The sequence below is a fragment of the Aquirufa aurantiipilula genome (assembly GCF_019923745.1).
Lineage (GTDB): Bacteria > Bacteroidota > Bacteroidia > Cytophagales > Spirosomataceae > Aquirufa > Aquirufa aurantiipilula.
Genome location: NZ_JAANOG010000002.1, coordinates 221,967 through 248,694 on the forward strand (window position 1 = coordinate 221,967; position 26,728 = coordinate 248,694).

Below are 26,728 nucleotides of genomic sequence, written 5' to 3' on the forward strand. Positions count from 1 at the left end.
TAGGATGGATTATTTGCTATTTCTAAATTTTAAAGGACTTAAACTCGTATTTTTTTTAAAGAAGTTATTGAAATAACTCACTTCATTAAAGCCTAAAGCAAAAGCGATTTCGGAGATATTCCAATCACTGAATTTTAACATGACCTTAGCCTCTTGAACAATACGTTCAGCTATGATTTGAGAGGTTGTTTTTTGGGTAGTTTCTTTGATCGCTCGGTTCAGATGATTGACATGCACAGATAATTGATTGGCAAAGTCGGAAGCATTTTTTAACTGAATGACAGGATGTGTTTCTTCTATGGGAAATTGACGTTCTAGCAATTCCAGAAACAACATGGAAATCCTTTGGTTGGCATTGACTGGGCTATGTTTACTGGCATTGGCTGGCTGTAATTTTAATGCACTATGAATGGCTTCAAAGGTTAAATTTCGAAGTACATCATACTTGTGGATATAATCAGAGCTGATTTCTTCCATCATCCTTCGGTATAAACCTTCCAATTGAGCATAAGACTCATCACTTAATTCAAAAACTGGTACGCCTTGTGGCTGGTAAATGGAGTAGCTATTGATGTTCCCAAATTGTTTGAAAAAATCTTGATTAAAGATGCAGAAATAACCGCTCGTGAAGTTTTCAATACCCTCCCATTTATAGGGTATCATGGGATTAGAAAACACGATTGCCTGCTTTTTTACATCCACAAATTTATTGGCATAGTGAATCCGGCCTTGTCCTTTGACTAATGTGATTTTGTAAAAATCACGCCTTTTATACGGAGTAGGTTTTGCCTTGATACCTATGTAAGGGTCTAATGCAAAGACATTAAAATGCCCCCAATCTTTTTTTAGATTTTCAGGAACCCAATTGAATTTATTTCGATAAAACTCTTCTAAGTTGATTAATTTTTCCATGGTCAAAACTTCTACAAAGTTTTAAATTTCTTGTGAAACTGATAAACCAGTGCAATGTTCCACACAAAATCATTTCCTGGGATAGTCGAATTGATTTTTTGATTTAAAATGGAGCTGATGCTGATGGGAGAATGGGTATTTGTTAAGCTCAAAGACATGGTAGCATATGTTCCAGCCTGATTATCCATGATTAAATAAAATAGTTGGGGATTGAGTCTCAAGTAGGTGTTTTTTACAATAGGAATGGCCGAAATACTGCTATTGATGGTCATGAAATGTGTATTGTTGGTAGCGCCCTCTGTCATTCCATGAGAATATAAGTAATATGCACCTACACTAATCTTTTTTGACAGAATCCAATTGGGGGCAAATTCACTAGCTAAATACTGATGCGGAGTTAATAATTCCTTGGAATTACCTACTCGATCATAAGTCACATAATTTCTGAATGCCACCGAAGGGTGCATTCCCATCGTCAATCTGAATTTTGATGTCTGGATTGCTTTATAGCGAAACCAAAATAAGAAGGACCAAGGTTTCCCTTCAAGAGAAAAACGCAGTTGAGGTTCAAATGCAAACTTTTCACTGCCTACAGAAAGATCAAAAATGGTGGCAGGTTTCCCCAAAGTGAAGGTCGGAATCACCGAAATTCCTGTTTGAGTTACTAAGGCACTGCCTGAGATATGGTATATTGTTTTGGAGCTATCTGCTGGACTTTCCTCTGATTTTGAAGGCGTCGAAACACATAAAATGCTTAGCGCCATCAAGCCAATGATGGCCGACTTGACAGAAATATAGGATAAAGTAAAAAGATTCATATCAAACATGGATTTGTTTTTCAAATGCAAATTTCCTTTAATTTTTGCAATTAAACTCTATATAAATCAAATCGAAAATTATAAAAATCAAACAATTTTTCTGACGGATAATTGGGGTCTAGTCCATGGATGTATTTCATTTTTATTTCCATGTGGGTAAATTTGAATTTTTCTTACTTTTACTAAATCTTACAAATGGAAGAAAGACTGTTTAGTTTTATCCATCAAAACCTAGTTACAAGCAACCATGAAAAAACTATTTATCCTCTTTGCTATCCTGTTATTTCAAAGTTCATTTAGGCCTCAAAATATAACTTGGGTGGCCATTGGCGACTCCATTACTTATTTAAATGAACATCCTGATGAAACGGGTAATCGGATTACGAAAGGATATATGACGCGAGTAGTGGAAAAGTTACCAGCTTTTCATTATATCAATAAAGGATATAATGGCTGGACGGCAGTGAAGATTGCTACGGATATCGAGAAGCTAAATATTCCTTCGGCCGACGTCTATTCGATATTTCTAGGAACTAATGATTGGTGGGGTTCTAAGCCTTTGGGGACATTGTCCGATTATGAAAATAATACCGGTTTAGCTACGGTGAATGGCTCTTTTCGGGTGATTATGAATAAATTAAAAAGCTTAAATCCACAAGCCAAGATAGTTTTGATTACACCTTTACAACGAGTTGATTTTGTGTATATCAATAATTTTAAGAATAATGCCTTTGGTTCATATAAAGAAAAAAACGGCCAGAAATTGGAGCAGTTTGCCGATGCCATTGTAGCCATAGCTAAGCTGGAAGGAATACCTGTGGTGGATTTATACCATAAAAAAGGGATGGATCATGCCAAATTAGTTCAGTTTAAATACTTGAAAGATCCGGCTACAGGTCAATATAAAAAATTTACTTATCCTGAATTTGTGGATGTACCATTTAATCCTGCTAGCGACGAGTATCCTTATCCAGTGGAGGCATCCAATGTCACGTATGATGGCTTGCATCCATCCGACAAAGGCTATGAAATGATCACTAAGGAGCTGGTTAAGATCTTTAAAAAGTGGTAAAAGCGAGAGTGAAATTAGCAATCATCGATCGGAATGACCCAGGGCCTTTTCTGGGCAGATTTTATCTCGAAGTTTTTGCTTTAATTCTTTAATTTCCATAAAACCGCCATTTGTTTTACGGTCAAAAAAAAGTTCCTCATTGACATGCAAAGCAAATTCTCCTGAAATTTCACTAGGTTTTAGGGTTACAGCACCAAGTTCAGCCTCAAAGGTGGTCAACATTTCTTGAGCCACATAAGCAGCTCGTAGCAGCCAATGGCATTTGGGGCAATAGGAAATGGTCAAGCTGGATTTCATGGAATTATGGTCTAAAATTGCTGCATTAAAATTGCCAATCATACGGATAAATTTACCTAATTTATTGAAAAATTACCCCTTCTATTAATATTAGCCAACCTAAACCTATTGTATTGATGAGATCTTCTGCTATCCTCTTAATCTTTTTATTCATTGGTATCACTTTTTCAGCTTCAGCTCAAGGGCCCAAAGTTTTAGTTGTGACGGCCCATCCAGACGATGAAACGGGTTTTTCTGTGAGCTTATTTAAGATTACGCATGAATTGAAGGGAATTGTGGATATGGCTGTGATGACGGATGGGGGAGGAGGTTTTGCGGATTCCCAACTAGGTGCGATGTATTACGGATTAAACTTAACCGATTCTTTGGTGGCTAGAACACATTTGCCTCTGATTCGAAAGCAAGAGATTTTGGATGCCGCTAAAATCATGGGCTTGCGCAATATCTATTTCATGGAGCAACCAGATGATTGGTATACCCTAGATCCCAAACCTTATATTTCAGGTAAAAACTGGGATATTCCCTTTGTTGAAAAACGTTTGGATTTAATCCTAGCCGAACGCCAATATGATTTTGTCATTACGATGTTGCCACATGCTGGTCAGCACGGTCATCATAAAACAGCTGTTTTACTGGCACTTCGGGCTGTACAGCGATTCAAAGGTCCACACAAACCCATCATCATCGCAGGAAGTCCATTGTCAGCAAATTCCAAGCCTGTCGATTTCAATATGTTGGAAGGATTTCCAGAAACGAAAATTAAAGAAAATGCCCCGACATTTACTTTGAATAGAGCCTTTAGATTCAAGGAAAATGATAAAGTGAGCTATAAAATTGTGGCTGATTGGGTTATTGCAGCTTATAAATCTCAAGGCGCCATTCAAGAAAATGGTATCCACAAGACGGATTTTGAAGTGTATCGATATTTTGACATCAATGACACCCAAGGTATATCTCAGGTGCGCGATTTATTCCAACAATTGGCTACTAGTGGTTTTGCAGCACCCAAATAGTCTTTTTCCACAAAATTTCTAGTTTTCTACAAGTTAGGGATAGATAAATAGCTATCTCCTTGCAATTCGCATGCTTTTACTTTCGTTAGGTATTCACTTGATGGACCTATGAAATTTCTTTGGTTTATGGGACTTCTCCATCCATTAAAATCAAGCTTTAGACTTGGAATGTGCCGTTTGTACTAATTTTTATTTATTAGAAAATTTTAAGACTTACTTTTTGCTTTTGTTCCTTTTCTACGTATTCAATCCACCTAAATAGCAATCAATCGTCATTTATTCGACGAAAAAAATCAACCTACATTTTTAATTAAATCATTATGGGAATTTGGAATTATGTATTTGGAGGGAATAAGCCCGAGGAAAGGGCTATTCCTGATGTTTCTTTGCAGGAGGAGGCTAGCAGAATTGACCAGCAACTGAACCCTAGTTTAGACCTGCGAAAGCCTCATTTTGCAGGAAGATCCGATTCTACTTGGCAGCGAATTTTTGATCGTATTCGACATGATTATGAGATGGAGGGCTATCAAGACGCTTTGACTACAGCCGATAATAAATACCGCGACGATAATATTTCCATCATCAAACTGGATTTACAAGCAGATATTCACGAGGCAGAAATCGCTATTAAGGAATATCTCAAAGAAATAGATTTTCATATCAATTCTCGTAGAAAGGCCGATCTCCATGATTTAGTAGAAGAACTAGAGTCTAGAAGAGACATTTGTTTGGATCGACTAAAGACTATGGAAGAAATTAAGTTGGATGTAATCCAAGATACCGGTACTTCTACTCGCATAGTTTTAGCGTATAAGCGAGGATTCAATAAAGGCTTGGCGGCTCTTTCTATGGCTAATATCATTCATCGTAACGTATAAAAATATGGAAAAGCAAGCACTCCCTAAAGACCTTTGGCTACGCTTCGGTTGTTTCTTATCGGGTCACAATTACCAGATTTTATCTGAATGCTCTGAAGCGAGTAAACGTGATCAAAAGAAAATCACTTCGGCATTAGTCATTATCACACTCATTTGGTCCATCATTGGCTATATATTTTCCAATAAATACCTCAATTTTGGTCCTTGGTTATCTTTACTAGGTTCCGTTTTTATGGCGGTTTTGATAGTTCAAATAGAGCGTCAGATTATTCTTTCTGCCAAGCTGAATAGCTGGGCCAAATTCTTTCGAGTTTTATTGGGTATTATTGTGGCAGTCATTGGTGCAAGTATCATCGATCAATATTTGTTTGCCAATGACATTCAAAAAATAGCTCAACAATCCGTAGAAGCCAAGGCTTTAAAAGAAAGTAATATTGCTAAAAATGTCTATCAAACGGCTATTTCTCAACTGGATAGCACCATTACCGTTGAAAAAATCAATTTTCAAAAACTACAAACACAAGTTTTGAAATTGCCGGCTACTTTAGCAGGTGGGGGAGGTGGAAAGCGATATGATTCGGCGGGTAATTTAATTAGTGAACAACAAAGTAATCGAATCCCCAACCCTGAGATTGCTAATTTGCGGGCTTTTCAGGCATCGATTGCCTCCAAGATAAGTGTCTTGGAAAATGAGAAAATCCAGAAAGGGCAGGAATATGCGTCTGAAGTGAAGAACAAGGCCAAAGAAATTTTGAATCGTAAGCCTGGCTTTTTGGATGAATTGAACGCATTAATTAATTATTTACTGGAATTTGACCCTTATCCCACTGCTTTAATCTTCTATTTAATCTGGTTTTTCTTTTTTCTCTTGATTGAATCCTTGGTTCTAATCATCAAAAGCAATCACCATGAAAATGATTATGAAAGGGTGGTCGACTACCAACAAAATATTCGGATTCGCCGTTTGATGGCCTTGGAAGATAAGCGGAATGCAGCTTTAGGTTCTGATTCAATAATTAGCTCATCATCTAAATTAATTCAAGATTTACCCAAATAGACTAGTTGATGCATAAAAAAAACCTCCCAATTTCTGGGAGGTTTTTTTGTGTTCTTTGTCCTAAATTACTTTTTAGGATCTAATGCTTTATCAATTCGAGCAATTAAATCCAAGACATGTAATTTACTCAATCGGTCTGATGAACCTGCCGAGGCTGCTTTTAAACTGTCCTTCAGGCTTAACAATTGCCCTCTAGCAATCGATGGCAAATCGGTTTGATTTAGATTGACTACTCGAGTTTTGAAGCCATAAGTCACACCTACTGGTATGGCTCTCACTTGTGCATTACCTGGATTCAATAAGGCTGCAACCTTATCAATGAATAGTTTTTGAAGGTTTCTTCTGAAAATATCGATCGAAGCTTGGCTCTTTAATTCAGAGAAAATACCCAAACGCAAATCGGTCATTAATTCATCCACCGAATAATTGTTTTTGTTCAAGGAAGAACCTTCCATCAAACGTACCATGCGATCGCCTACCAAAAGATTACTTAAGGTTGCATCTTGCATGGATTTAATGGATTCAACTCCATTTTCTGGATTGATTTTGCCTAAAATATTTTGGTCTAGTAACCAAGTAGGTGTGGCAAATAGTTGCTTATTTAAGAAAGAAACGGCATCTTTTTGAATGTTTTTTGGTACAATTTCAAATTGATTTCCCGCCATGTCATAGGTTTTAGGGTTGTCGTAAATACCTCCCACATTTTTTGTAACATGACCTAGGTATCTTCTAAATTGCCCGGTAACATTGCTATAAAGTTCATCTAATTCAGAATAGCTTTCGCCGTTTTCTTTGGTCCAATCAATTAGATTAGGTAGAATTCTTTGTAAGTTTTTAATACCATAATTTGAGGCAATCATGGCATTATCACCAATGTCTTCTGTTTGGTAACGTGGGTCATAGGGGCTAACTTCTGTTCCAAACCAAAGTCTACGGTTTTTGTAGGCTTCCTTGGTTAGATCATTCAAGATTGCTTTTTCCTCTTTCTCACTTTTGGCATCATCAAAGTATGAATAACCCCATTTGATAGCCCACTTATCATAATCACCAATTTTTGGGAATAAATGAGTTACTCCATCTTCTGGTTGAGCTACATAATTAAAACGAGCATAATCCATGATGGATGAGGTATGACCATTTTTTTCTTGGAATTCTTTATCACGTAGTTTTTCCACTGGTGTGGCCGAACTCGCTCCCATGTTGTGACGTAAGCCTAAAGTATGGCCTACTTCATGAGAAGAGACAAATCGGATTAATTCACCCATTAAAGCATCATCAAATTGTTTTTTGCGCGCTTTAGGATCCACGGCTCCGGTTTGAACCATGTACCAATTTCTCAATAAAGACATGATGTTGTGGTACCAGCCAATATGACTTTCTAAGATTTCACCTGTTCTTGGGTCATGTACATTAGGACCGTAAGCATTTTGAATATCAGCTGCAAAATAGCGAACTACTGAAAAACGAGCATCTTCCAAACTCATGCTTGGGTCATTAGCTGGCCAATATTCTCCACGAATAGCGTTTTTCCAACCAGCATGCTCAAAAGCCACTTGCCAATCATCGATACCTGCTTTGATGTATTTTTTCCACTTATCTGGTGTTGCTGGATCGATGTAGTATACAATAGGTTTAGCGGGTTCAATCAATTGACCTTTTTTCTGTTTTTCTGCATCTTCCTTCGACTTAGGTTCTAAGCGCCATCTTACGGCAAAAACATCGGTATCCGCTTTATGAGATTCTTCTTCAAATACGCCATATTGATTCGCGAAAAAACCTACACGTGCATCAAAGCTTCTTTTGCGCATCGGTTTTTTAGGAAGAGCAATCATGGAGGTATTTAATTCCAAGGTCAAAAGTCCAGCATCAGCTCCAGCTGGTAAAATGGCTCCAATTCTAGGCATTGGACTCAAAGAAAGCAGAGCAGGTACCGTAGAAAAAGTTTTTACTGTTCTAATTTCTGTATTGATAGGAAAGCTGCTGATTTTTTGAATGAAAGATTTATCCTTTTGAAAGGCTTGAATGCTAAGCATTTGTTTTCTAACCGGGTCCAAAGAAAATGTTTGAATGTCAGAATCAAAAGTGCTGGTCATGTCAATGACATAGGATAGTTCCTTTTTTCCAGTAGAATCTTTTTTAATAGCTAAAATGTCATAAATACCCACAATAGGATTAGCTGATGAGTTTTTAACTGCCTGAGCTAATGGTTTTCCTTCATCGGGCGACATGATAACATAGGTGATGGAACGTAACAATAAGTTATTGTTATTGCCTTTTTCAAATTGAATTACTTGTCGGTTTACTTCCTCTCCTCCAAAAATTCCTCCACCAGCGGGCGTTTTGGAAAATCGGGTGATGGTCATGATTTCTTGATCAATAAGTGAAGCAGGTATTTCAAATAGGAATTTTTGATCCATTTTATGGACATCAATTAATCCTCTTTGAGTAACAGCCGTGCTATCTACTACCTTATTATAAGGTTTTGGGCCTTTTTTATTGGCATCTGGTTTAGCTGCTTCAACACTAGGAGCTGCTGCTTGGGGAGTTTTAGTGGGTTCTACTTTTTTATTGCCTTGGGCAAATGCTGCTGGAGATTGACTCATCAGCAGGACTGCCATGGCAAAGGTCAGTTGTAATTTTTTCATGTATTTTTTAGTTTGATTACAAGGATTTCGCACTTCGACGATACTCCTAAAGTGGATTTAAGAGGGAATTTAATCAGGGACTTTATACTTTACAAACCACTGGTCATTTTTCCCATGAATATTTTTATGAGTAGTAGATAGAGAAAACAAAAAGCCTCTCTATGAAAAGAGAGGCCTTTAAAACACGGATATGCTTTGTGTAAAATACTAGTAGAAGCCTACAACTCCTACGTTTAATCGGCCACCTGTTATTGTCTTTCCATTCAATGAAGGAGTGGCAATGGTGTTATTGATAATGGCTTTTTTAATGATTTGGGAAGCAGCTTGACTAGTACTAGTTGGATAGTTTTTAGCTGCATAAAGTGCAACTGCTGCAGTAACGTGTGGGGTTGCCATGGATGTACCACTGTAAGCAGCATAGCCTACTCCATTGGGACCTGGAACTGTAGAAATAATGTTGGCACCTGGGGCACCTAATGCTACAGTTTTAACTCCATAGTTTGACCAAGATGTAATTAAACCATTGACATCAATTGCTGAAACAGCAATGATATTGGGTGAAACATAACTTGCAGGATAGGATTTGGTCAAATCAATGTTTGTTCCAGCATTTCCAGCTGCAGCAATGAAAAGTATCCCTGCTTTGTCGGCACGTTGAATAGCAGCCAATAATAATTTAGAATAGCCTCCGCCACCCCATGAGTTATTGCTAGCTACAATATTGATGTTTTTACTTTTCTTCAAATTGGTCAAGTAATCAATTGCTTTGATGGCATTGGCAGTAGAACCACCAGTAGTACCTAAAAATTTAGCGGGGATGATTTTGACATTCCAATTCATTCCGACAATACCGATGGAATTATTTCCTACTCCACCAATTGTTCCTGATACGTGTGTACCATGTGCATCTACGTCATTAGTAGAAACTCCATCATAAACGGAAGCATCGTTGTTGGCAAAATCCCAACCACGAACATCGTCGATGTAGCCGTTTCTATCATTATCCAAACCATCCACTATTTCATTTGGGTTGGTCCACATGTTATTGGCTAAATCTGGGTGGTTAAACATAACGCCCTCATCTAGGATACCTACATATATTGTGGATGAACCCATATTGTTATTGTTCCAAGCCACATTGGCATTACTTCCATAAGTACCATTTAAGCCCCAAAGTTGACCAGTACCATAATATAAATCGTCTGGAGTAACACTTGTTTGTTGATGGGTATATATTTGGTTGGGTTCCGCAACTTCAATTAATGAATTACCAGCAGCACGATTGATGGCTTCGATGGCATTGATATTCGTTTTCACTACATAGAATCCCTCATCGCCACCTTCTTTCATTTCTTGTGTGATGATTTGTTCTTGAATAGTTCCCGAAATAGCCTTAAGCGCATTTAGTTTTCCTGATTCAGAAATTCCACTTTTGAATTTAATTAATACTTCGTTTGAGATAATACTTCCAGAATTTGAATTTTGAGATAAACCTGGAGTAGATGAATTGCCGTTGTTGTTGTTAGGAGATAAGGCTAATTCATCTAGTTGCATCTGGCAAGAAAAGGTAATAGCTGCCAGAAGAACGATTGCAATTTTCGATTTCATTATTCGATTTTTTAAGGTTAGAAAGTTTCATTTTTAATCTAGAACACATCTTAAATAAATTCGAACACGTGGTAAATGTAATAATACATTTGGATTATTTTAAAATACAAATCTATTTTATCTTAATTTTTTACAATTTTTTGACTTAAATGGTGGTAAAATTGACATTTATCATCAAATTAATTCAAACAATCACCTATTTTTTTTCTGTCAGGTACTCGAATTAATTTAGATTTATGCCTAAATATCTAAGCGAATTTGTTCAATGTTTATATGTTTAGCTAAGAATTTATGAGATTTTATTTTGGACTTCGATTCCCAACATGATAATAAAATAAAAGCCCTTCATGATGTTCATGAGGGGCTTCCTTTTTTGGCTTTCGATGATGAATTATTTCCCCTTTTTCTGAGCGGCCATCCACTCCATGATACTCACTGGTTTTCCATTTACTTTTACCAAGGATCCATCAAGGTCTGTTCTTGGTAAATTTTCGTGCAAGTAAACCCATGACCAGTGTCCATTGTATTGAAATCCTTTACCACCATAGAAGTTGGTAATATCATTCACATGCTCATAATAGGTAAAATGAACGTTTTTAGCTCCGGCAGCCACTAATCTTTTGTGAACGGGTACTACCGTTAAGTCAGGGATGGTGGTGGCATCATCTTTGGAATGTACAAACCAAATGGGCACAGCTTTGATTTTTTGAATGTCAGCATCAGCAATGTATTCCGAGCGATAGGCCAAGGCAGAGATGTATCCTGCTGCAAAATAGTCTGGATAAAGTAAAATTAGTTTCAAGGCCATATAGCCTCCATTGGAGCAGCCTCCCACATAGATTCGGTTTGGGTCAATATTGGAGTTAGACTTGACATAATCTTTGATCAAGGCCATTAAACCTTCATTGTAAACATCATTCTCTTTACCTTGAGTACTAACTTTTTGGGCATTGTGCATCCATGCTCCAGGGCACTGTGGAGATAATACATAAGCTCCTTCGAAAATGGATTGAATAGCTTCTGAGGCATAATTGGCTGCTTTATTACCTAACAATGGAATAGTCGGATCAAATCCTCCTTCACCACCTCCATGTAACCAAATGATTAGTGGGGCTTTATCTTTTTTGACAGTCGGACTGAAAGTAGCGTAGGACATGGTTAATTGATCATTGAATTTATATTTTCCCGTCAGGTCAAATTGGTCAATTAAAGGCATGATTTTCCCAGTATTGTTATCCCAAACTTGTTGAGTTTTTGCATGAATGATGGTTAATTGATAGTCGACCCAAACATTTCCTTTGCTTCTAAAATATTGAATGGGTGAACTGATGGCTAATTGGGGCCCAACGGATAATACCAAAGTAATGTTTTTACCCGTTTTCACTCGATTTCCTGTTGCATCGGAGACGTAGGCTCCTACAATTTCTCGTTTACCTGTAGATTGATCATCAGGAATAGGGCCTGCGTAGGATTTCCGAGAGGCAAAAACAGAGAACTCGCTTGCTGAAACAATAGAAGTCGTATCAGATAATGTTAAAATCACCTTATTTACCCCTGCTCCCCAGTCAAATCCTTCCACTACTAGTTTGTAGGATCCAGTGGGTTTAGCATTACTAGTAAATGAAATCATGGCTAATAGGAGCGCAAAAATATACAGGCTTTTCTTCATCTTTTGAGGTGTTTTTTTTGTCAATGTAGCTAATATTTGGAAAAAAATGGGCTTGCAAATCGTATTAAAATATGATTTTATCCATTTTTTTGATTGATTTTGAGGTTCGAAGGGGAGATTACTTAGTCTGTAATCTGATATTCATTTATCTTGAAAACATATTTACATTTGAAATCTTATATTGATTTACATATGAAAAAGCTCATTCAGATTATAGGCTATAGCTTCATTAGTTTACTGCTTGGAAAGTCGGATTTATTGGCACAAGCTCCAGTGGATAGTCTTCATCAACCCATCATTCGGTTTTTTGATGGTTTTTCCCAGTTAAATACTGCTTTATTTCGAGAGAATACAACTCCTGATTTTGTACTCTTAGAAGCGGGTATGATTTGGACGAATGACACCTTGGTTAGTAAGGTTAAACCCAATCCTAATATGCTCTATGAAAGGAAAAATAGCTTTACCTTTTTGACCACAGAACAAAAAGGAGATATGGCATGGGTAAGCTATTGGAACCAAGCAGTAATTCGTCGGGGTGATCAAATCCGCAATGCTCGCTGGCTGGAAAGTGTCGTTTTGGTGAATCAATCCGGTCGTTGGAAAATCCGAATGATGCATTCCACTCCTATGAATAAATGATAAAGGCATTAATCATTGTATTAATGCATTTAATAGATGAAAATTTAAACCTTTTCTCTTGGCTCTAGTTTGGTCTTTGATTCATTTATTATTAGTTCAATTCTCGTGACTAGTTTATGCAAGGAATTAAAAAACAGCATTTACCCTTTAAAACTTGTCCTGTTTGTTCCAGACCATTTTCTTGGCGTAAAAAATGGGAACGAGATTGGGATAAAATCATCTATTGCAGTGAAAAGTGTCGAAGAAATAAATAAGCTAACAGAAGAAGATAAGGACCGAATCATACAAATGGCTTGGGAAGATCGTACGCCATTTGAAGCCATTGAGTTTCAGTTTGGGCTAAAAGAAAAAGCAGTCATTGAATTCATGCGAATGAATAGTAAAAAATCGAGCTTTCAAATGTGGCGCAAAAGAATGTCTGGAAGAAACACCAAACATCTGTTAAAAAGAGTGAGCTTAGATCCTCGTTTTAAGTGTAATCTACAGCGCAGCATCAGCCTGAATAAAATCAGCAAACGTTAATGGAATTCCCAAGAAGTCTAGAAGCTGTATATCAACGAATCGACAGCTTTGATCCACTGCATTATGCTCGCAGCAGGAATTTTGTGGACGGAGGTGTTTCTTACCTCTCTCCTTATTTATCTCGTGGATTTATTACGCTTCCAGATGTCATTGCTCGATTGAAAAACCGAGGCTTTAGCTTTTCTGAAATGGAGAAATTCATTCAAGAATTAGCTTGGCGCGAGTATTATACCAAAACCTGGTTTCGACTCGGTGATGGTATTTTTCAAGATATCCGACAACCTCAACAAGAAGTAGTGCACCATGGAATTCCTGAGGCTATTTTTCATGCCCAAACAGGAATTGATGCCATCGACGAGCATTTGACTTCTTTTTTCTCTTCTGGTTATTTACACAACCACCTTCGGATGTATATCGCTTCTCTTGCTTGCAACGTGGCTCATTATCATTGGTCAGGTCCTGCTGCTTGGCTGTACTATCATTTGTTGGATGGTGATTTGGCTAGTAATGCACTTAGTTGGCAATGGTGCGCAGCTACTTTTAGTAATAAGCCCTATTTTGCTAATCAAGAAAACATCAATCATTATACCCATAGTGAACAAAGAAATACCTTGTTAGATTGTAGTTATGAGGAGCTACCTCATTTATCTGTTCCCGACAGATTTAAAGAGCAGATTGACTTTACCCCACCTGAACCGAATATCCCATTTGAAGTTCCTCGAATACATACAGATCTACCAACATTCGTGTTTTCACATTATACCTTAGATCCACATTTTCATGCAGGGGAGGTGGGAAATCGAATTTTGGTTATGGAGCCTTCTCATTTCAAGCGCTTCCCGATGTCGCCGCATTCTATCCAATTCATACTAGATTTAGCAAGTCAGATTCCTAATTTGCAGGTATTTTATGGTGAATATGCTGATTTAGGCTGTCGAGGTATTTTTCGAGATCATCCTATTCTTTCGCATTGGGAAGGTACTAGAGAAGCTTATCCTTTCCTTGCTCCTGATTTAATAGGTGATTTTCCTAGCTTTTTTTCCTACTGGAATCCTCTCAAGAAACGCTTGGAAAAAGAGTAGCTAGGTAATTCTCTGCATGTAGCAAATGTGATTCTTTCTTGTCGGAAGGCATTTTGTCCCAAGTACTTATAAGCATGGCCCATCTAGGGTTTTTGGAAAAAGTGGCTCGCTGCTTATCTAGAAAACGCCAAAATAATCCATCCCAAACGGCTTGCCAAGGTCCTTTTTTATAATCGCTCATTTTTAAAATATAATTAGAGCCACAGATATAGGGTTTGGTAGTCATTAAGCCCCCATCGCTGAATTGAGACATGCCATAAACATTGGGAACCATGACCCAATCGTAGGCATCTATGTACATTTCCATGAACCATTGATATACAGCATTAGGTTTAATTTCACAAAGCAGCATGAAATTCCCCAGAATCATCAAGCGTTCAATATGGTGTGAATAACCTGTTTTTAGTAGTTTTCGAATGGTCATATCTACGGGTTCAATTCCCGTAGAGGCGGTGTAAAATGCTTCCGGCATCTCCTTGGTAAATTGCCAATAATTCGAAGTTCTCTGTTGTGTACCAATTTTTTGATAAAGCAATTGAACAAATTCTCGCCAACCTATGATTTGTCGGATAAAACCTTCTAAACTATTCAAAGGTGCCTGTGCTTGAGCAATTTTTGAAATGATTTTAGCAGGGTTCAATAACCCTACGTTGATCAATGGACTTAGTACACTGTGAAACAAGGTAGATTCTTGTGCTATGATGGCATCTTCATAAGCACCAAAATGAGTAAGTCGGTCATGTATAAATTGGTCCAAGGCCATTTCAGCATCGGCATGTGTGCATGGATAATAGCTTCCTGGAAAAGGTTTCTCTAAGGTTCCTGGGTTATTAGGATAATGGGTTTGTACATATCGACTAGCCTCTTCCATGTATTGATTTCCTGTAAGATCAGGGAATGGTTGGGGAATGAAGGTGTTTTTGGGTATTTTTTTTCGGTTTTCAGTATCAAATGACCATTGACCACCCAAGGGGTTTTGTTGATCATCTATCAGAATGTGAAGATTTTTTCTTTGTTGAATATAAAAAGCTGTTTGAAAATAGGTTTTTTTGTTGCCCAAAATTTGAATATCGTGATTTAAGAAATTTGGACTTGGAATTTTGTTCTTGGGAACTCGGCAGACACGTTGTATTCTTCTTTCTAGCAAATAATCATGGGTATCAAAATAGCTTAGTTCGCTTAAGCCTTCCTGTTGCAAGGATGATATAAGCTCAATAACATCAGATTTTGGATCTTGAGCTTCAATATAACATACCTGGAAACCTTGTTGAGTTAATACATTAGCAAAATACTGGAGGCTAGCCCGGTGGAATAAAAGCTTTTGTTTATGGAAATTGTATTGTTTAAAATATAAATCTGACTCAATCAGGTAACATGTTTGATCTTTGGGTAGATCCAAAGCTTCTTCAAATAATTGATGGGGAAAAATGAGGAATGCTTTCATGTATATTGATATCTCTTTGGATTAACTACCTGTGAATGTATATGTTTTAGCAAGTCGATAGAAAGGTATATGATTTGGTCTTTTTCAAAACAGTCGTGCTAAATAAAAAACCCCATCAGTAAGATGGGGTTTGGATTAAAAATAGAACAGGGAGTAGAAGATTATTTAGAGGATAGATCAGGTTGTAAAGTCATGAATACCGTTTCATTTTCAACCACATAATTTCGCATGATGGCAATGTCTTTTTCATAGGCACCTTTTCCATAAATCTCATCATAAGCATTTTTTAATTTAGGGGCTTCATCTAATTCCTTCCATCCATTGGGGAATCGGCGGGAGAAAATCAAACGATTAATACCAGAGGTTTGGTAAGTAGCTACTTTGATACCAGCCTTATCCCAGGCTTTAGGTAAGCGCTTAATGACATCCCAAAATTCTTGTGCAGGAGCATATTTTAAAGTCAAGATATTGGATCGGATTTTGGAGGAACGTTCGCTGGGGCTTGAATTACTGTAGTCTGCTTGATAGCTAATGATTTCACCACCTGTTACTCCCACTAAGTAGGGAGAAACATTTAAATAAAAATCATTGGAAGCCTCTGTGTTGCTTGGTAAATTACTCAACTCATCTCGTTGAGCCCAGGATGTTCCAATATTGTACAATGCCATTACTTCATTGTGGTGGCTGCCACCTATCAAATTGAATACCGCCCAAGCATAAGGTGTCCCTAACTTGCGAAATTTGGCTACGTGGTTTTTTAAAGCTTCATTGAATGCAGCTCGTTGTCCAGGCTTAACTTTGTAATACATGATATTGGCAGTGCTGGCTTGCCCTAATAAGCCTGTGTTCATCAAACAAAGGACCAGCAATAGTAGGATCTTCTTCATTTTTTTATTTGTTTTTGTTTTATTTCGCTTTCATTAATTCTTCAAAAGGTTTGGTATCATAGACATCCCATTCCTCCACAATTTTTCCATCCTTGATGGCACAAACTTGTTGTAAAAGCACATCTTTTGATTCCTTTCCATTGTTAAGATTCATGATGATATAAGCAATCACAAAGTTCTTGACCCCTTTCGGATTCGGTTCATCGTTGATGGTTTCCCATAATGCCCCATATTTTTTAATGGTCGGTTTAATGTGAGCAGCATTCAGTTGGGCTAGATTTTGTAAGCTTTGTCCTACCGTTAATTTCATCAAGTTGTCATTAATGGTATCCTTTGGACTGGAATACATGGCTCTCATGGCTGCAGTATCAAAGGCAATGGCTAAATCATTGAATTTCTTTACCATGTCAATGTTTTCTGACGTAATCACCGTGTAGCCATTTTGGTTAGGCATTTTAGGAGAATTTGCTTCTTCTTTTTTAGCGCATGCCAGTAGAATGGATGAAGCCAAGAGGAGATAAATAATTTTATTCATAGGTATATAGTGTTTGGTTGACAGTTGAAAATTAGGATACCGAATTGGGTATTAATAAAAAAACAGCATAGATTTTGTCTTGTTTTATCTATTTTTTGTCCATATTTATACATCAATCGTTTTATTCGAGCCCTAGTGATATGTTTGACTTTGTCCCCTATTTGTCATTTTTGACAAGCGGAATAGGTGTATTATTTTCGGTTTATTTGTTTTTGCGCTTTAGAACTTATCCCAAGGTCTATTGGCTCATTTTGCTTATTTTCTCCTTAGTTTTTTTGGAGTTTTATATTTTCGCTCTGACATCCAAGCAAATTTATCAGATGCTTTTCTTGTTACGTGTACCCAATATCGTTAGGGCATTTGTGCCCACGTTGCTGTACTTTTATGTTTGGACTATGTTACATCCAAAGCAAAAATGGAAGTCCTATCAATACCTACATTTTTTATTTCCTTTGGTTATTTTGATAGGGGTTATGCCAGACATTTTGATGTCGGCTTCCGAGAAAAGGGCTATAATTGATGGGTATTATGAGCACAATAATTTCCTTCTGAAAAAGCCCGCTGGCTGGATTCCTCCAGGGATGGTACAACCAGTTTCCATATTGTTTGGTATCAGTTATGGCATTTACTGTTTGTGGATGATTTATCAATCAAAAAAGAGATATGCATCACCATTTGCGTTCATTAATAAGCAATCCTTGATATGGTTACAATTGCTTTCAGCTGCAGTAATGCTGTATTTTTTACTGCAATTTTATCAATATCTCACGCTAGTATTGGGCTATTCATTTGATCCTCCATCTCAAATTTTCAAATGTACTATTGCCATTTCGCTTTTTACTTATTTCATGAGTTCGCCCAATGTGCAAGAAAACATGGATGGCTGCATCATTCCGAATAAGCATGAAAACGAAACGATAGTCCCTCCAATGGAAAAAATTTGTCCTCAAATTTTGCCCAATTACCAGCAGGATGAAACAATCCAGCAAACGGATCGGCTGATGAAGGAGTCGTATTGTTATTTAAACCCTGAATGTGACTTGACCAAGATGGCAAAAATGGTGGATCAGAATCCACTGAAATTTTCTAAGTACATTAAAACGTATTATGGAATCAGTTTTGTGGAGTTTTTGAATCGACTAAAGATCCATTATTTTTTAACGCATGTTGACCATGTGGATCAGTTTACCTTAGAAACGTATATATACCAGAGTGGTTTTGCGAATCGCTCCACTTTTTATGTTGCCTTTAAAAAATATGTCGGCGTAAATCCCAGCTTTTACTTGAAAGAATTAAAAGGAAAATAAAGGTAAAAAAATTAGAAGTCTGAATCATTTAAAGCGAACAGAGTCAATCATCAAACACAAACCTGCTTGAAATACGACTAAAGCTCCAGTTCCATACCAAAACCATTCACCACCCTGCATTTTACAAATTCCTGCATCAATGGCCATGGACAGTCCCGAACCTGTTAGTAGGAGCCCTGAAACGGATTGTATGAGCCACCTAAATATTGATTTTTTGCTGCTATTCATCTGTTACCTGTAAGTTTTTATTTCTTTGTTAGCCTTTGGTACAATTCCTGATAGGCCGACTTCCTTTGGTAGTTCTCGTCAAAAAGCAAAGGATATTCCTTAGGCCTTTTGAAATAACCTCGTAGCCAAGAATCTTTATCGCCTACATTCCAAAAGGTAATGCCATATTGTTGTTTACGAGGAATAGCTCCAAAAGAAGAAAATAACCATTGGAATTTGTCGAATTGTGTTTGTAAGATTGTATCATCCAAGACAAAATCTGGATTATTTTTCGGATTCACAGCAATGTCAACTTCAGAAAAATGGATACGTAATCCAGTAGCAGTCGACTGCTCGATTATTTGCTTGATTTCTTCGTTTTTAGATTGGATGGAAATGTGCATTTGTAAGCCAAGACCATCAATGGGGATTTGGCGTTTTTTGAAATCTTGAACCATGTTCAAAATAGCCTCCATTTTTTTGGGTTTTCCATCTTGTCCATAGTCATTATAAAAAAGCAAAACTTGAGGGTCCGCTTCATGTGCCCAAACAAAGCATTTGGCAAGGTAATCAGGAATGTGATCTGCCCAAATGCTTGGTCTCAAGCTTCCATCATCTAAAAAGGCTTCATTCACAACATCCCATCCGACTATTTGTCCTTGATAATGTTTAACAATTGTTTGAATATGGTTTTTTAATAGATTTTCCCAAGCTTGTTGATCTCCTTGAAAATCCTTCATCCATTGTGCTGTTTGGTTGTGCCATACCAAGGTATGTCCATGTACTCGACTTTTATTTTTCTTGGCAAAAGCTACGATTTCATCTCCTTTAGTAAAGTCAAAATGATGAGACTCGGGATGAATCAGGGCCATTTTCATGTGATTTTCAGCTGTAAGGCTGGAGAATTCTGATTCGACCACCCCGCGGTAAATTGTATTTTCTCCAAGTAAACGGGGATTTACTGATGCGCCCACAGGAAAGGGGAGAATTTGTTTTAAATATTTACTTGAATCAAATGTCTGTGCTTGAAGTAAAGGAGAAAAGCCTAAAATAAGTAAGGTGAAGATTCTTTTCATGGTCAATAGGTTTTGCACAAGGTAGGAATTTTGGGGAAAATGATTCCATAAGAAGTTTGATAATTTTTCATTCCCAACATATTAATTGATAAAATAATGAAAAAAATAAAGCGTGTTTTTTAGCAGATGCCTATCTTGTTATTCATTATGAAATGAATTGATATAGCCATGTGGAAAAAGCTTGAACAACATATTTCAAACAGTAGATCGAATCGATGGTATCGGTATTTTGCCATTTTTTGTCGAATTAGTTTAGCTGTAGCATTCGCTATTTCAGGTTGGGTGAAAATCAGCGGAGAACGATTTGCCGCTGGCTTGCCTTCAAATCACCCTTTAGGGCATTATTTTGATGCTTTACTGGATACAGGCTTTTATTATACCTTCATTGGAATAGGTCAAGTGGTGGTGGCTATTTTATTAATATTCCCTAGGACCACTTTATTAGGGGCTATAGCTGCTTTTCCAATTATGATCAATATTTTCGTGTTAACTTATTCGGTTCGTTTTGAAGGGACTAGAATAGTGACTTTCATGCTATTAGCTAATTTTTTTCTGCTTGTTTGGGATTTACAACGACTCAAAGCTATCGTATCTAATAAAGAGCTGCATGCTAAACCAGAACATTCCCCTACAAATAAATTTCCCTACATATTCTTTTCATTGGTGCTATTAACCTTAGCCACGGTCATAGGGGTCAATCAAATCATGTATGACATTAGACCGGGTAATTCCATGGAAGAATGTACAAATGGCTGTCTTGACAGTGCTACACCCCAAGCATCCAAGCAATTTTGTGATTGTATTTATAAGCGAGGCTATAATTTGCGGACCTGTTTGGATCAATTTGAAAAAGCAAAAGCAATCGAATTGGGGGTTGAAGGAGTAAAGTAGCTGATGCCGTTCGGGTTAAAATGGAATGAATTTTCTTTCTATCTAATTCATTCGATTTATATTTTACCTGTCGCCTATACTTTTCTATTTTTAGGATTATTGACATGCTTTTGGAGAATTCTGGCACCCTCTTGTCTGGCGACTTTGGTTTTCCTAATCGCCCAAACTTGATCTGAGGCTACTTTACGTGAAATTTCTACATCAACGATGGGTAATGGGTAATCATGCCCTATGCTTACTTGATACATTTTCTGCTCCATTTCACTCATTTTCCAAGGTTCATGAATGATACTTGGAGGAACATGTTGTAATTCAGGTACCCATTTTTTAATGAACACACCATCGGGATCATGTTCCATGGAATTTTTAATGGGATTGTAAATTCGTATGGTATTGACACCTGTGATACCAGCTTGCATTTGAATTTGCGGATAGTGAATCCCTGGTTCATAGTCGAGGAATTGTCGAGCCAGAAAATGAGCCAAGTCCCGCCAATCTTGCCAAAGGTTAAATACAAAAAAGGATACTACCATAGCACGCATCCGGAAATTGATATAGCCCGTTTCTACTAAACAGCGCATACAGGCATCTACCAAAGGAATGCCCGTTTGTCCCCGTTCCCATGTTTTTATTAGTTCATTATCTCGCTTTTTTACTAAGGATTGGTAAGCTAAATTGATGGCTTCAAATTCCATCCGACATTCGTCCTCAAATTTTTGAATAAAATGACAATGCCAATTAAGTCTTGACATGAAATTTTGTAATGACCGGCGATTTGATGATTGGGAATAATGTTGTTTGGTAAAGGTGTACACCATTCGCATACTTAGGTTTCCGTAGCTCAAATAGGGTGAAATACGGCTACATGCCCTACGGCTTGCTTCTGGTTTACTAATGGATTTACTGTAATGTATGTGACGAGTTTGTACAAAACTCTGTAAGTATTTCCAAGCCCAGTATTCACCACCTTCTTGAAATTTGGTATTCCGAATGGTAAATTCATGGGGGATTTCTTCCCCTTTTAATGAATGGTAAAGCTGATTGGGTAATTGCACGAGGTTCCAGTTGTGCTCACGAACTAAATAGGGAGGATGATTCATGATTTGTTCCCATCTTTTCTGCCAATTTTTTCGTGAATCTAGCTTCCGAATAACCCCATTGCTGGGAGTTTCTTTCCATTGAATTTGATGTAAATCACAATAGACCTGAACGTCTTTATCTCGCTGGAAACTTAGGTTATTGCCAATTTCTTCATGAGAAAAAATGCTTTGAATGCTGTAGTGCTCATTTAATGCATTCAATACGGGCAATACCTCTTGATGAAAAATATACAATGTTCCATTTCGATCCTCCAATCGACCTTGCATTTCGGTTAAAGACTCATACACAAAACGCCAATGCCTTACATCGCTATCTGGATATTGGATCAAAGAAGGCTCAAAAAAATAGACCAATAATACAGGAATATCTTGTTCTAGGGCACGGTAAAGGGGCTCATGGTCGGTAAACCGTAGATCGCGTTTAAACCAAACTAAATTTATGGGCGCTTTACTCAAGGGGATTTGTTTACTTGATTAACTAGATGAGGAAAATATTGTTTTTAAGGACTTCGTAATATTCTAGCTAGCACTTGACAAGAAATTTAATTACAAACTGGTATGAATTATATTTTTAAAATTGTTTGAGGCAATATGATTTTTATTATCAATAGTATTAGGAGTAATTATCAGTTTTTTGAGTCGATAGGATACAAAAGGTATGTATTTTGATTCGATGGAAAAGTATTTATATATCATTGCAGGATGTAATGGTGCGGGTAAGACAACAGCTTCCAATACGATATTACCTGAAATTTTAGATTGTAAAGAGTTCGTCAATGCAGATGAAATTGCTAATGCCTTATCTCCATCTAAACCAGAGAAAGTTGCATTTAAGTCGGGAAGAATGATGCTTACAAAAATTGATGAGTTATTGTTGGAAGGAGAGTCATTTTCATTTGAGACTACTTTATCTGCCAAAACGTATCAACATTTGATTATAGAAGCTCAGAATAATGGATTTATTGTGATTCTATTGTTTTTTTGGCTCCGTACAATTGAACTTGCAAAAGAAAGGGTTGTTACTCGAGTAAAAGAAGGAGGTCATCATATACCTGAAAATGTAATAGAAAGACGTTATAAAGCAGGAATTACCAATTTGTTTCATATATATTTGCCATTAGTTGATGCATGGCTAATTTATGATAATTCAGATTCAGAACCTGATTACATGGCATCTAAAGATCAAGACGGAATTTGCAAAATTAAAAATATTGAAAAATGGCAGCAACTAAATCAAGCTCTCTAAAGAATACTTCATTAATAATGGAGAAGATTGAGTTGGGTATGTCCAAAGTCAAAGAGGACTTAATTGCATATAAAAAAGCAAAAAAATCTGATTTAGTTGTTCTTAAGGGAGATAAGGTCGTGCATGTTAAACCATAAGTTATCTTTATTCCATATTAGAAACTTCTAAGGTTATAAGATTGGGAGTTGCGACCTATTCATGGCTGATCAAAGCTTTTTCTGTTGTATTCTATTATCCTGATGAAAAAAATATTACTCTTATTCTATTGCATAATTGGTAATATCGTCCTTTTAGCACAAGCTCCCAAGAAGCCCAATATTATTACCTTTATTGTGGATGATATGGGCTGGACAGATGCCTTTAATCCCAATTACCATACGCCCAATATGGCTAAATTGGCCAAGCAAGGAGTGAAATTCAATCAAGCCTATGCTACGCCAGTTTGTACTCCTACACGAACCAGTTTTATATCGGGGATGAATGCCGCTCATCACGGGGTGACCAATTGGACATCACCCTTGAAGGATAAAAACAGTGATGCAGAAGATCAGCAATTCAGTCCTAGTTCTTGGAAAATCAATGGTTTGAGCCCTCAAATATATACTCCTTATCCACAATTGCTGAAACAAGCTGGTTATTTTACCATACATGTAGGTAAGGCACATTGGGGAGCAGCGGGTACACCGCAAGCCAATCCTTATAATTTAGGTTTTCAGGTGAACATAGCTGGCCACGCGGCCGGTCATCCACAGAGTTATTATGGGAAAGATAATTATGGCAATTTACCTAGCAAGGTGACTTACCAATCTGTTCCTGACCTGGAAGAATACCATGGTTCAGATATTTTTTTGACAGAAGCTTTAACCTTGGAGGCCATGAAAACATTGGAGTCTCCAATACAAAGAAAACAGCCATTTTATTTGAATCTAGCACATTATGGAGTTCACACCCCCATTCAGCCTGATGCTCGTTTCTTTCAGAAGTACTTGTCGGCCGGTCTAGATTCTACAGAGGCAAAATATGCTAGTTTGGTGGAAGGGGTCGACAAGAGTTTAGGAGATATCATGGCTTATTTACAAGAAAAAAAGGTAGCAGAAAATACCATCATTCTTTTCATGAGTGATAATGGAGGCTTGAGTTTAGCTCCGGCAAGAGGAAAGAAAGCACATGTGCAAAACCTACCTTTAAGGGCTGGGAAGGGCTCTGTCTATGAAGGAGGAATTCGAATTCCTATGTTGGTTAAATGGCCAGGTATAGCTCAAGCCAATCAGGTGGCCGAACAATACGTCATGGCGGAGGATTTATTTCCGACAATCTTACAAATGGCAAAGCTGACGGGGACAAAGCCACTTCAGAATATAGATGGCAAAAGTATGGTTCCCTATTTAAAGGACACCAAGTTAAAGGATGCTGAGCGGGTTTTGGTTTGGCATTATCCCAACAAATGGATTGATCAGGATGGGCCAGGTATTAATTATAAATCGGCCATTCGACAAGGCAATTTTAAATTGGTATATGATTTACGTACAGGCCAAAAGGAGTTGTATGATCTTTCCCAAGATATGGAGGAGAAATTTGATTTAGCGGCTAAATTCCCTGGTCAATGTCAACAACTCTCACAATTATTAAAATCTTATTTAATTCAGCATCAAGCCCCTATGCCAGTAGATAAAAAAACAGGGATGGTGGTGGAAATACGGTAATTTGAGATTGATAATTAGCATGGCTACTTTCTGTTATTTGAATATTACCATAGCATGTCATTAGCTTAAAATGGTAGCTATTCTTTGATAGAAACAGAGCTATGTTTCACTAAATCGTCATCTACGTAATTATACGTAAGTTTTATCACTTCATTGGGCATTATTTCAAAGTACAGCGTTGCGTACATTCCTTTTGGCATAGCTGGATATTCAAAAGTATTATTGCCAACGTATTCAAAATTTTCCCCAAATACTTCGTTCTTCATCCAAAGGCATTTGTTCTTTTGAAAGAGTTCAATTTTCTTGGATTTGTCTTTTTCATCGACATAAATACCTGTCAATTTATCTATAGTTGCGGCTTCAGCTGCTAAGGTTTTGGACATACTGACATGATACAACACTTTTTTTGTTCCATCCGATAAGGTTTCAGTGTCCAATATTCTGTTTTTTGCTTCAGATGAAGAGGCGTACATATCTTTAGGGATATGACTATCACCAGAGAAATACAATTGTGTTACTAATGGCTGATAGCCTTCTGCAGTAATCATTAAGTGAAAATGTGCAGGTCTTATATGTCCACCTCCTGCATCATAAGCCACGGGTAAAATAGTCTTAAATGAATATTTTCCATGTTCATCTGAATAGCTTGTTCCTCGATAACGGTACTCATTAGATGAATTGTCATAAACACCCTTGTTGTCACAATGCCACAACTCTATTTTCGCTTTTTTGTAAGGAGTTATACAATCTTTGTGTCGGATAATACCACTTAATTCAATTGGATTTCCAGTTTGACCTTTCACGATTAGGTTATTTCGAAGGGGGCTGTAAGGTCGATAATAGGGTCCCAATATATCGCTTGTAGTTGCACAATCACCTATAAACTGTTTGCCATCAAAGTGGATAAAACCATTGGTACTTACCGCCGCCGCAAATAAAGTGGAGTTTTTAATAAATGTTCTTCTTTGCATGATTTTTCTTTTTTAAAGGATATGAAATAGGCCCATGAATTTCCTTTATTTATTTTGGCTTTTAGCTTAGCTTCTAAACTGCTTTTTGAATATAAAAGCCTCTTATTTTACTTGAGAACTAATTTTAATCGATTTTTTGCGTTTACTGAGTTTTATTTTTTCCATGCATTTGGGGTCTGAAATGTGTTTTTGGATTAATTATTTCATGTACTATTTTCAGGAGAGTTGTCTCAAAGAGCCAAGAACCAGTCACCGAATTTAGCCCAAAATGCAAATTTGTAAAAGTTTAAAACCGAAAGGTGGTATCCCACTAAAAGTAAGAGGACAAAGGGGAAAACGTTCCAGCGCTTATGCGATCTAAAGTCCCAGATACATAAAAAAAGTAACAAAATATCTACGATGGCAAAGCTATATATGGGGACTAATGGGTAACCTTCTAAGGTAGGAAGGTATTTTAACAAATATGGAAAATTAGAGGCAATGATGCGGTCAGTGATGGGTGGAATCATGGGGAAAGCCGTGCAAAGCATGTACCTGGCATGAATGGTTCCTTTATTTTTATGGTAAATGGCTAGGGCATATAGTATGACAAAAACTAGCAGGGCATTCAGTACAAGTGCTGTAGCAAAGTTTAAATAGGGGCTCATCTGTTTTACATCCGATAACCTGAATTTTAACAGGTCGGTGGTTGAAAACAGAAGTATTGGTACGAGCAAATAAGAAAAAAGCCCCACCTTTTTATGGAGGGCAACTTTTTTTGATCGGATCAGCCATGGCTGCACGATCAACATCAAGCACCATAAAATTAAGGTGATACCATGGAAGTGTAAACGATAATTTCCCTGCTCGCCCAATTTGGAAAAATAGGTAAACCAAAAGCCCCAAATCATGAACATAAAAAATACAATAAAGTAGAGGTAACCCTTTTGGTAAAGTGTTTTTTCTAGTTTCAAATTCGTTCCCATAGTTTTAAGTTTTATAGGTTATTAATTCATCCTAAGTCGTTCATTTTGTGGCAATTAATATACGTGTATATACAATAGTATAAAAAGAAGTATATATATCAAATTTTTGATAAAACAGATAAGGCTATCAACTAGATTAAAATAAGTATTTGTGATACTTATTTTACCATAATCATGTAATTCT

At 37.1% G+C, this 26,728-nt stretch carries 26 protein-coding genes; 12 read left to right on the forward strand and 14 right to left on the reverse strand.

The annotated features are described in order from the left end of the window. Positions 1-9: 9 nt before the first annotated feature. Both G9H60_RS02840 and G9H60_RS02845 read right to left on the reverse strand, forming a co-directional pair. A complete protein-coding gene (locus tag G9H60_RS02840; protein WP_223142597.1) occupies positions 10-912 on the reverse strand; it encodes a helix-turn-helix domain-containing protein in 903 nt (300 codons plus the stop codon). A gap of 11 nt (positions 913-923) precedes the next feature. After that, positions 924-1,730: a hypothetical protein gene (locus G9H60_RS02845; protein ID WP_223142598.1), complete on the reverse strand. Its 807-nt coding sequence runs from the start codon at positions 1,728-1,730 to the stop codon at positions 924-926. A 247-nt stretch (positions 1,731-1,977) separates the two neighbouring features. Here G9H60_RS02845 and G9H60_RS02850 point away from each other — a divergent pair, with 247 nt between their 5' ends. Then, entirely contained in the window at positions 1,978-2,802 is an 825-nt protein-coding gene (locus G9H60_RS02850; protein ID WP_223142599.1) for an SGNH/GDSL hydrolase family protein, read from the forward strand. 21 nt (positions 2,803-2,823) lie between these two features. Here G9H60_RS02850 and G9H60_RS02855 read toward each other — a convergent pair whose 3' ends face one another. After that, on the reverse strand, positions 2,824-3,141 hold the full coding sequence (locus G9H60_RS02855) for a SelT/SelW/SelH family protein (protein WP_262899928.1): 318 nt from the start codon (positions 3,139-3,141) through the stop codon (positions 2,824-2,826). 74 nt (positions 3,142-3,215) lie between these two features. On the opposite strand from G9H60_RS02855, the gene G9H60_RS02860 reads away from it, so the two are divergent. The 3 genes from G9H60_RS02860 (at position 3,216) to G9H60_RS02870 (ending at position 6,047) form a co-directional block, all read left to right on the forward strand. Next, on the forward strand, positions 3,216-4,112 hold the full coding sequence (locus G9H60_RS02860) for a PIG-L family deacetylase (RefSeq protein ID WP_223142600.1): 897 nt from the start codon (positions 3,216-3,218) through the stop codon (positions 4,110-4,112). A gap of 320 nt (positions 4,113-4,432) precedes the next feature. Then, a complete protein-coding gene (locus G9H60_RS02865; RefSeq protein ID WP_223142601.1) occupies positions 4,433-4,990 on the forward strand; it encodes a hypothetical protein in 558 nt (185 codons plus the stop codon). Between the two features lie 4 nt (positions 4,991-4,994). Continuing rightward, positions 4,995-6,047: a DUF4407 domain-containing protein gene (locus tag G9H60_RS02870; protein ID WP_223142602.1), complete on the forward strand. Its 1,053-nt coding sequence runs from the start codon at positions 4,995-4,997 to the stop codon at positions 6,045-6,047. A gap of 65 nt (positions 6,048-6,112) precedes the next feature. On the opposite strand, the gene G9H60_RS02875 is transcribed toward G9H60_RS02870, so the two are convergent. From G9H60_RS02875 to G9H60_RS02885, 3 genes are all read right to left on the reverse strand, one after another. Beyond that, positions 6,113-8,692 carry a zinc-dependent metalloprotease gene (locus G9H60_RS02875; RefSeq protein WP_223142603.1) on the reverse strand — a complete coding sequence of 860 codons (2,580 nt, stop codon included), beginning with the start codon at positions 8,690-8,692 and terminating at the stop codon, positions 6,113-6,115. Positions 8,693-8,899: 207 nt separating this feature from the next. Continuing rightward, on the reverse strand, positions 8,900-10,300 hold the full coding sequence (locus G9H60_RS02880) for a S8 family peptidase (protein WP_223142604.1): 1,401 nt from the start codon (positions 10,298-10,300) through the stop codon (positions 8,900-8,902). Positions 10,301-10,691: 391 nt separating this feature from the next. Beyond that, on the reverse strand, positions 10,692-11,969 hold the full coding sequence (locus tag G9H60_RS02885) for an alpha/beta hydrolase-fold protein (RefSeq protein ID WP_223142605.1): 1,278 nt from the start codon (positions 11,967-11,969) through the stop codon (positions 10,692-10,694). A gap of 192 nt (positions 11,970-12,161) precedes the next feature. Here G9H60_RS02885 and G9H60_RS02890 point away from each other — a divergent pair, with 192 nt between their 5' ends. The 4 genes from G9H60_RS02890 to G9H60_RS02905 all read left to right on the forward strand — a co-directional run bounded on the left by G9H60_RS02890 (position 12,162) and on the right by G9H60_RS02905 (position 14,212). Next, positions 12,162-12,608: a nuclear transport factor 2 family protein gene (locus G9H60_RS02890; protein WP_223142606.1), complete on the forward strand. Its 447-nt coding sequence runs from the start codon at positions 12,162-12,164 to the stop codon at positions 12,606-12,608. Between the two features lie 116 nt (positions 12,609-12,724). Further along, positions 12,725-12,862, forward strand: a complete 138-nt coding sequence (locus G9H60_RS02895) for a DUF2256 domain-containing protein (protein ID WP_223142754.1) — start codon at positions 12,725-12,727, stop codon at positions 12,860-12,862. Continuing rightward, entirely contained in the window at positions 12,837-13,130 is a 294-nt protein-coding gene (locus G9H60_RS02900) for a TIGR03643 family protein (RefSeq protein WP_317197215.1), read from the forward strand. The genes G9H60_RS02895 and G9H60_RS02900 overlap by 26 nt, the downstream gene beginning before the upstream one ends. Then, positions 13,130-14,212, forward strand: coding sequence for an FAD-binding domain-containing protein (locus G9H60_RS02905; protein ID WP_223142607.1), 1,083 nt, complete (start codon positions 13,130-13,132; stop codon positions 14,210-14,212). The genes G9H60_RS02900 and G9H60_RS02905 overlap by 1 nt, the downstream gene beginning before the upstream one ends. On the opposite strand, the gene G9H60_RS02910 is transcribed toward G9H60_RS02905, so the two are convergent. From G9H60_RS02910 to G9H60_RS02920, 3 genes are all read right to left on the reverse strand, one after another. Further along, complete coding sequence (locus G9H60_RS02910; RefSeq protein WP_223142608.1) at positions 14,187-15,656, reverse strand: cryptochrome/photolyase family protein; 1,470 nt, start codon at positions 15,654-15,656, stop codon at positions 14,187-14,189. The genes G9H60_RS02905 and G9H60_RS02910 overlap by 26 nt on opposite strands. Before the next feature lie 161 nt (positions 15,657-15,817). Further along, the gene (locus G9H60_RS02915; RefSeq protein WP_223142609.1) at positions 15,818-16,543 is read right to left on the reverse strand and encodes a hypothetical protein; all 726 of its coding nucleotides are present in this window, start codon (positions 16,541-16,543) and stop codon (positions 15,818-15,820) included. 19 nt (positions 16,544-16,562) lie between these two features. Then, on the reverse strand, positions 16,563-17,078 hold the full coding sequence (locus tag G9H60_RS02920) for an ester cyclase (RefSeq protein WP_223142610.1): 516 nt from the start codon (positions 17,076-17,078) through the stop codon (positions 16,563-16,565). A 140-nt stretch (positions 17,079-17,218) separates the two neighbouring features. Between G9H60_RS02920 and G9H60_RS02925 the strand changes: the two genes are divergently transcribed. Continuing rightward, positions 17,219-18,385: a helix-turn-helix domain-containing protein gene (locus G9H60_RS02925; protein ID WP_223142611.1), complete on the forward strand. Its 1,167-nt coding sequence runs from the start codon at positions 17,219-17,221 to the stop codon at positions 18,383-18,385. Between the two features lie 24 nt (positions 18,386-18,409). Here G9H60_RS02925 and G9H60_RS02930 read toward each other — a convergent pair whose 3' ends face one another. Together G9H60_RS02930 and G9H60_RS02935 are read right to left on the reverse strand one after the other, a co-directional pair. Further along, a complete protein-coding gene (locus G9H60_RS02930; protein ID WP_223142612.1) occupies positions 18,410-18,613 on the reverse strand; it encodes a hypothetical protein in 204 nt (67 codons plus the stop codon). Positions 18,614-18,630: 17 nt separating this feature from the next. Then, the gene (locus G9H60_RS02935; RefSeq protein WP_223142613.1) at positions 18,631-19,668 is read right to left on the reverse strand and encodes an endo-1,4-beta-xylanase; all 1,038 of its coding nucleotides are present in this window, start codon (positions 19,666-19,668) and stop codon (positions 18,631-18,633) included. Positions 19,669-19,836: 168 nt separating this feature from the next. Here G9H60_RS02935 and G9H60_RS02940 point away from each other — a divergent pair, with 168 nt between their 5' ends. Continuing rightward, positions 19,837-20,559: a DoxX family protein gene (locus G9H60_RS02940; protein WP_223142614.1), complete on the forward strand. Its 723-nt coding sequence runs from the start codon at positions 19,837-19,839 to the stop codon at positions 20,557-20,559. A gap of 74 nt (positions 20,560-20,633) precedes the next feature. On the opposite strand, the gene G9H60_RS02945 is transcribed toward G9H60_RS02940, so the two are convergent. Further along, a complete protein-coding gene (locus G9H60_RS02945; RefSeq protein ID WP_223142615.1) occupies positions 20,634-22,115 on the reverse strand; it encodes a cryptochrome/deoxyribodipyrimidine photo-lyase family protein in 1,482 nt (493 codons plus the stop codon). Between the two features lie 217 nt (positions 22,116-22,332). Here G9H60_RS02945 and G9H60_RS02950 point away from each other — a divergent pair, with 217 nt between their 5' ends. Further along, positions 22,333-22,905, forward strand: a complete 573-nt coding sequence (locus tag G9H60_RS02950) for a zeta toxin family protein (RefSeq protein WP_223142616.1) — start codon at positions 22,333-22,335, stop codon at positions 22,903-22,905. Positions 22,906-23,144: 239 nt separating this feature from the next. Continuing rightward, positions 23,145-24,608 (forward strand): sulfatase, encoded by a 1,464-nt coding sequence (locus G9H60_RS02955; RefSeq protein ID WP_223142617.1) that lies wholly within the window; start codon positions 23,145-23,147, stop codon positions 24,606-24,608. Positions 24,609-24,685: 77 nt separating this feature from the next. On the opposite strand, the gene G9H60_RS02960 is transcribed toward G9H60_RS02955, so the two are convergent. Next, complete coding sequence (locus tag G9H60_RS02960; protein ID WP_223142618.1) at positions 24,686-25,579, reverse strand: dioxygenase family protein; 894 nt, start codon at positions 25,577-25,579, stop codon at positions 24,686-24,688. Positions 25,580-25,809: 230 nt separating this feature from the next. Then, on the reverse strand, positions 25,810-26,226 hold the full coding sequence (locus tag G9H60_RS02965; protein WP_223142619.1) for a hypothetical protein: 417 nt from the start codon (positions 26,224-26,226) through the stop codon (positions 25,810-25,812). Positions 26,227-26,728 lie beyond the last annotated feature (502 nt).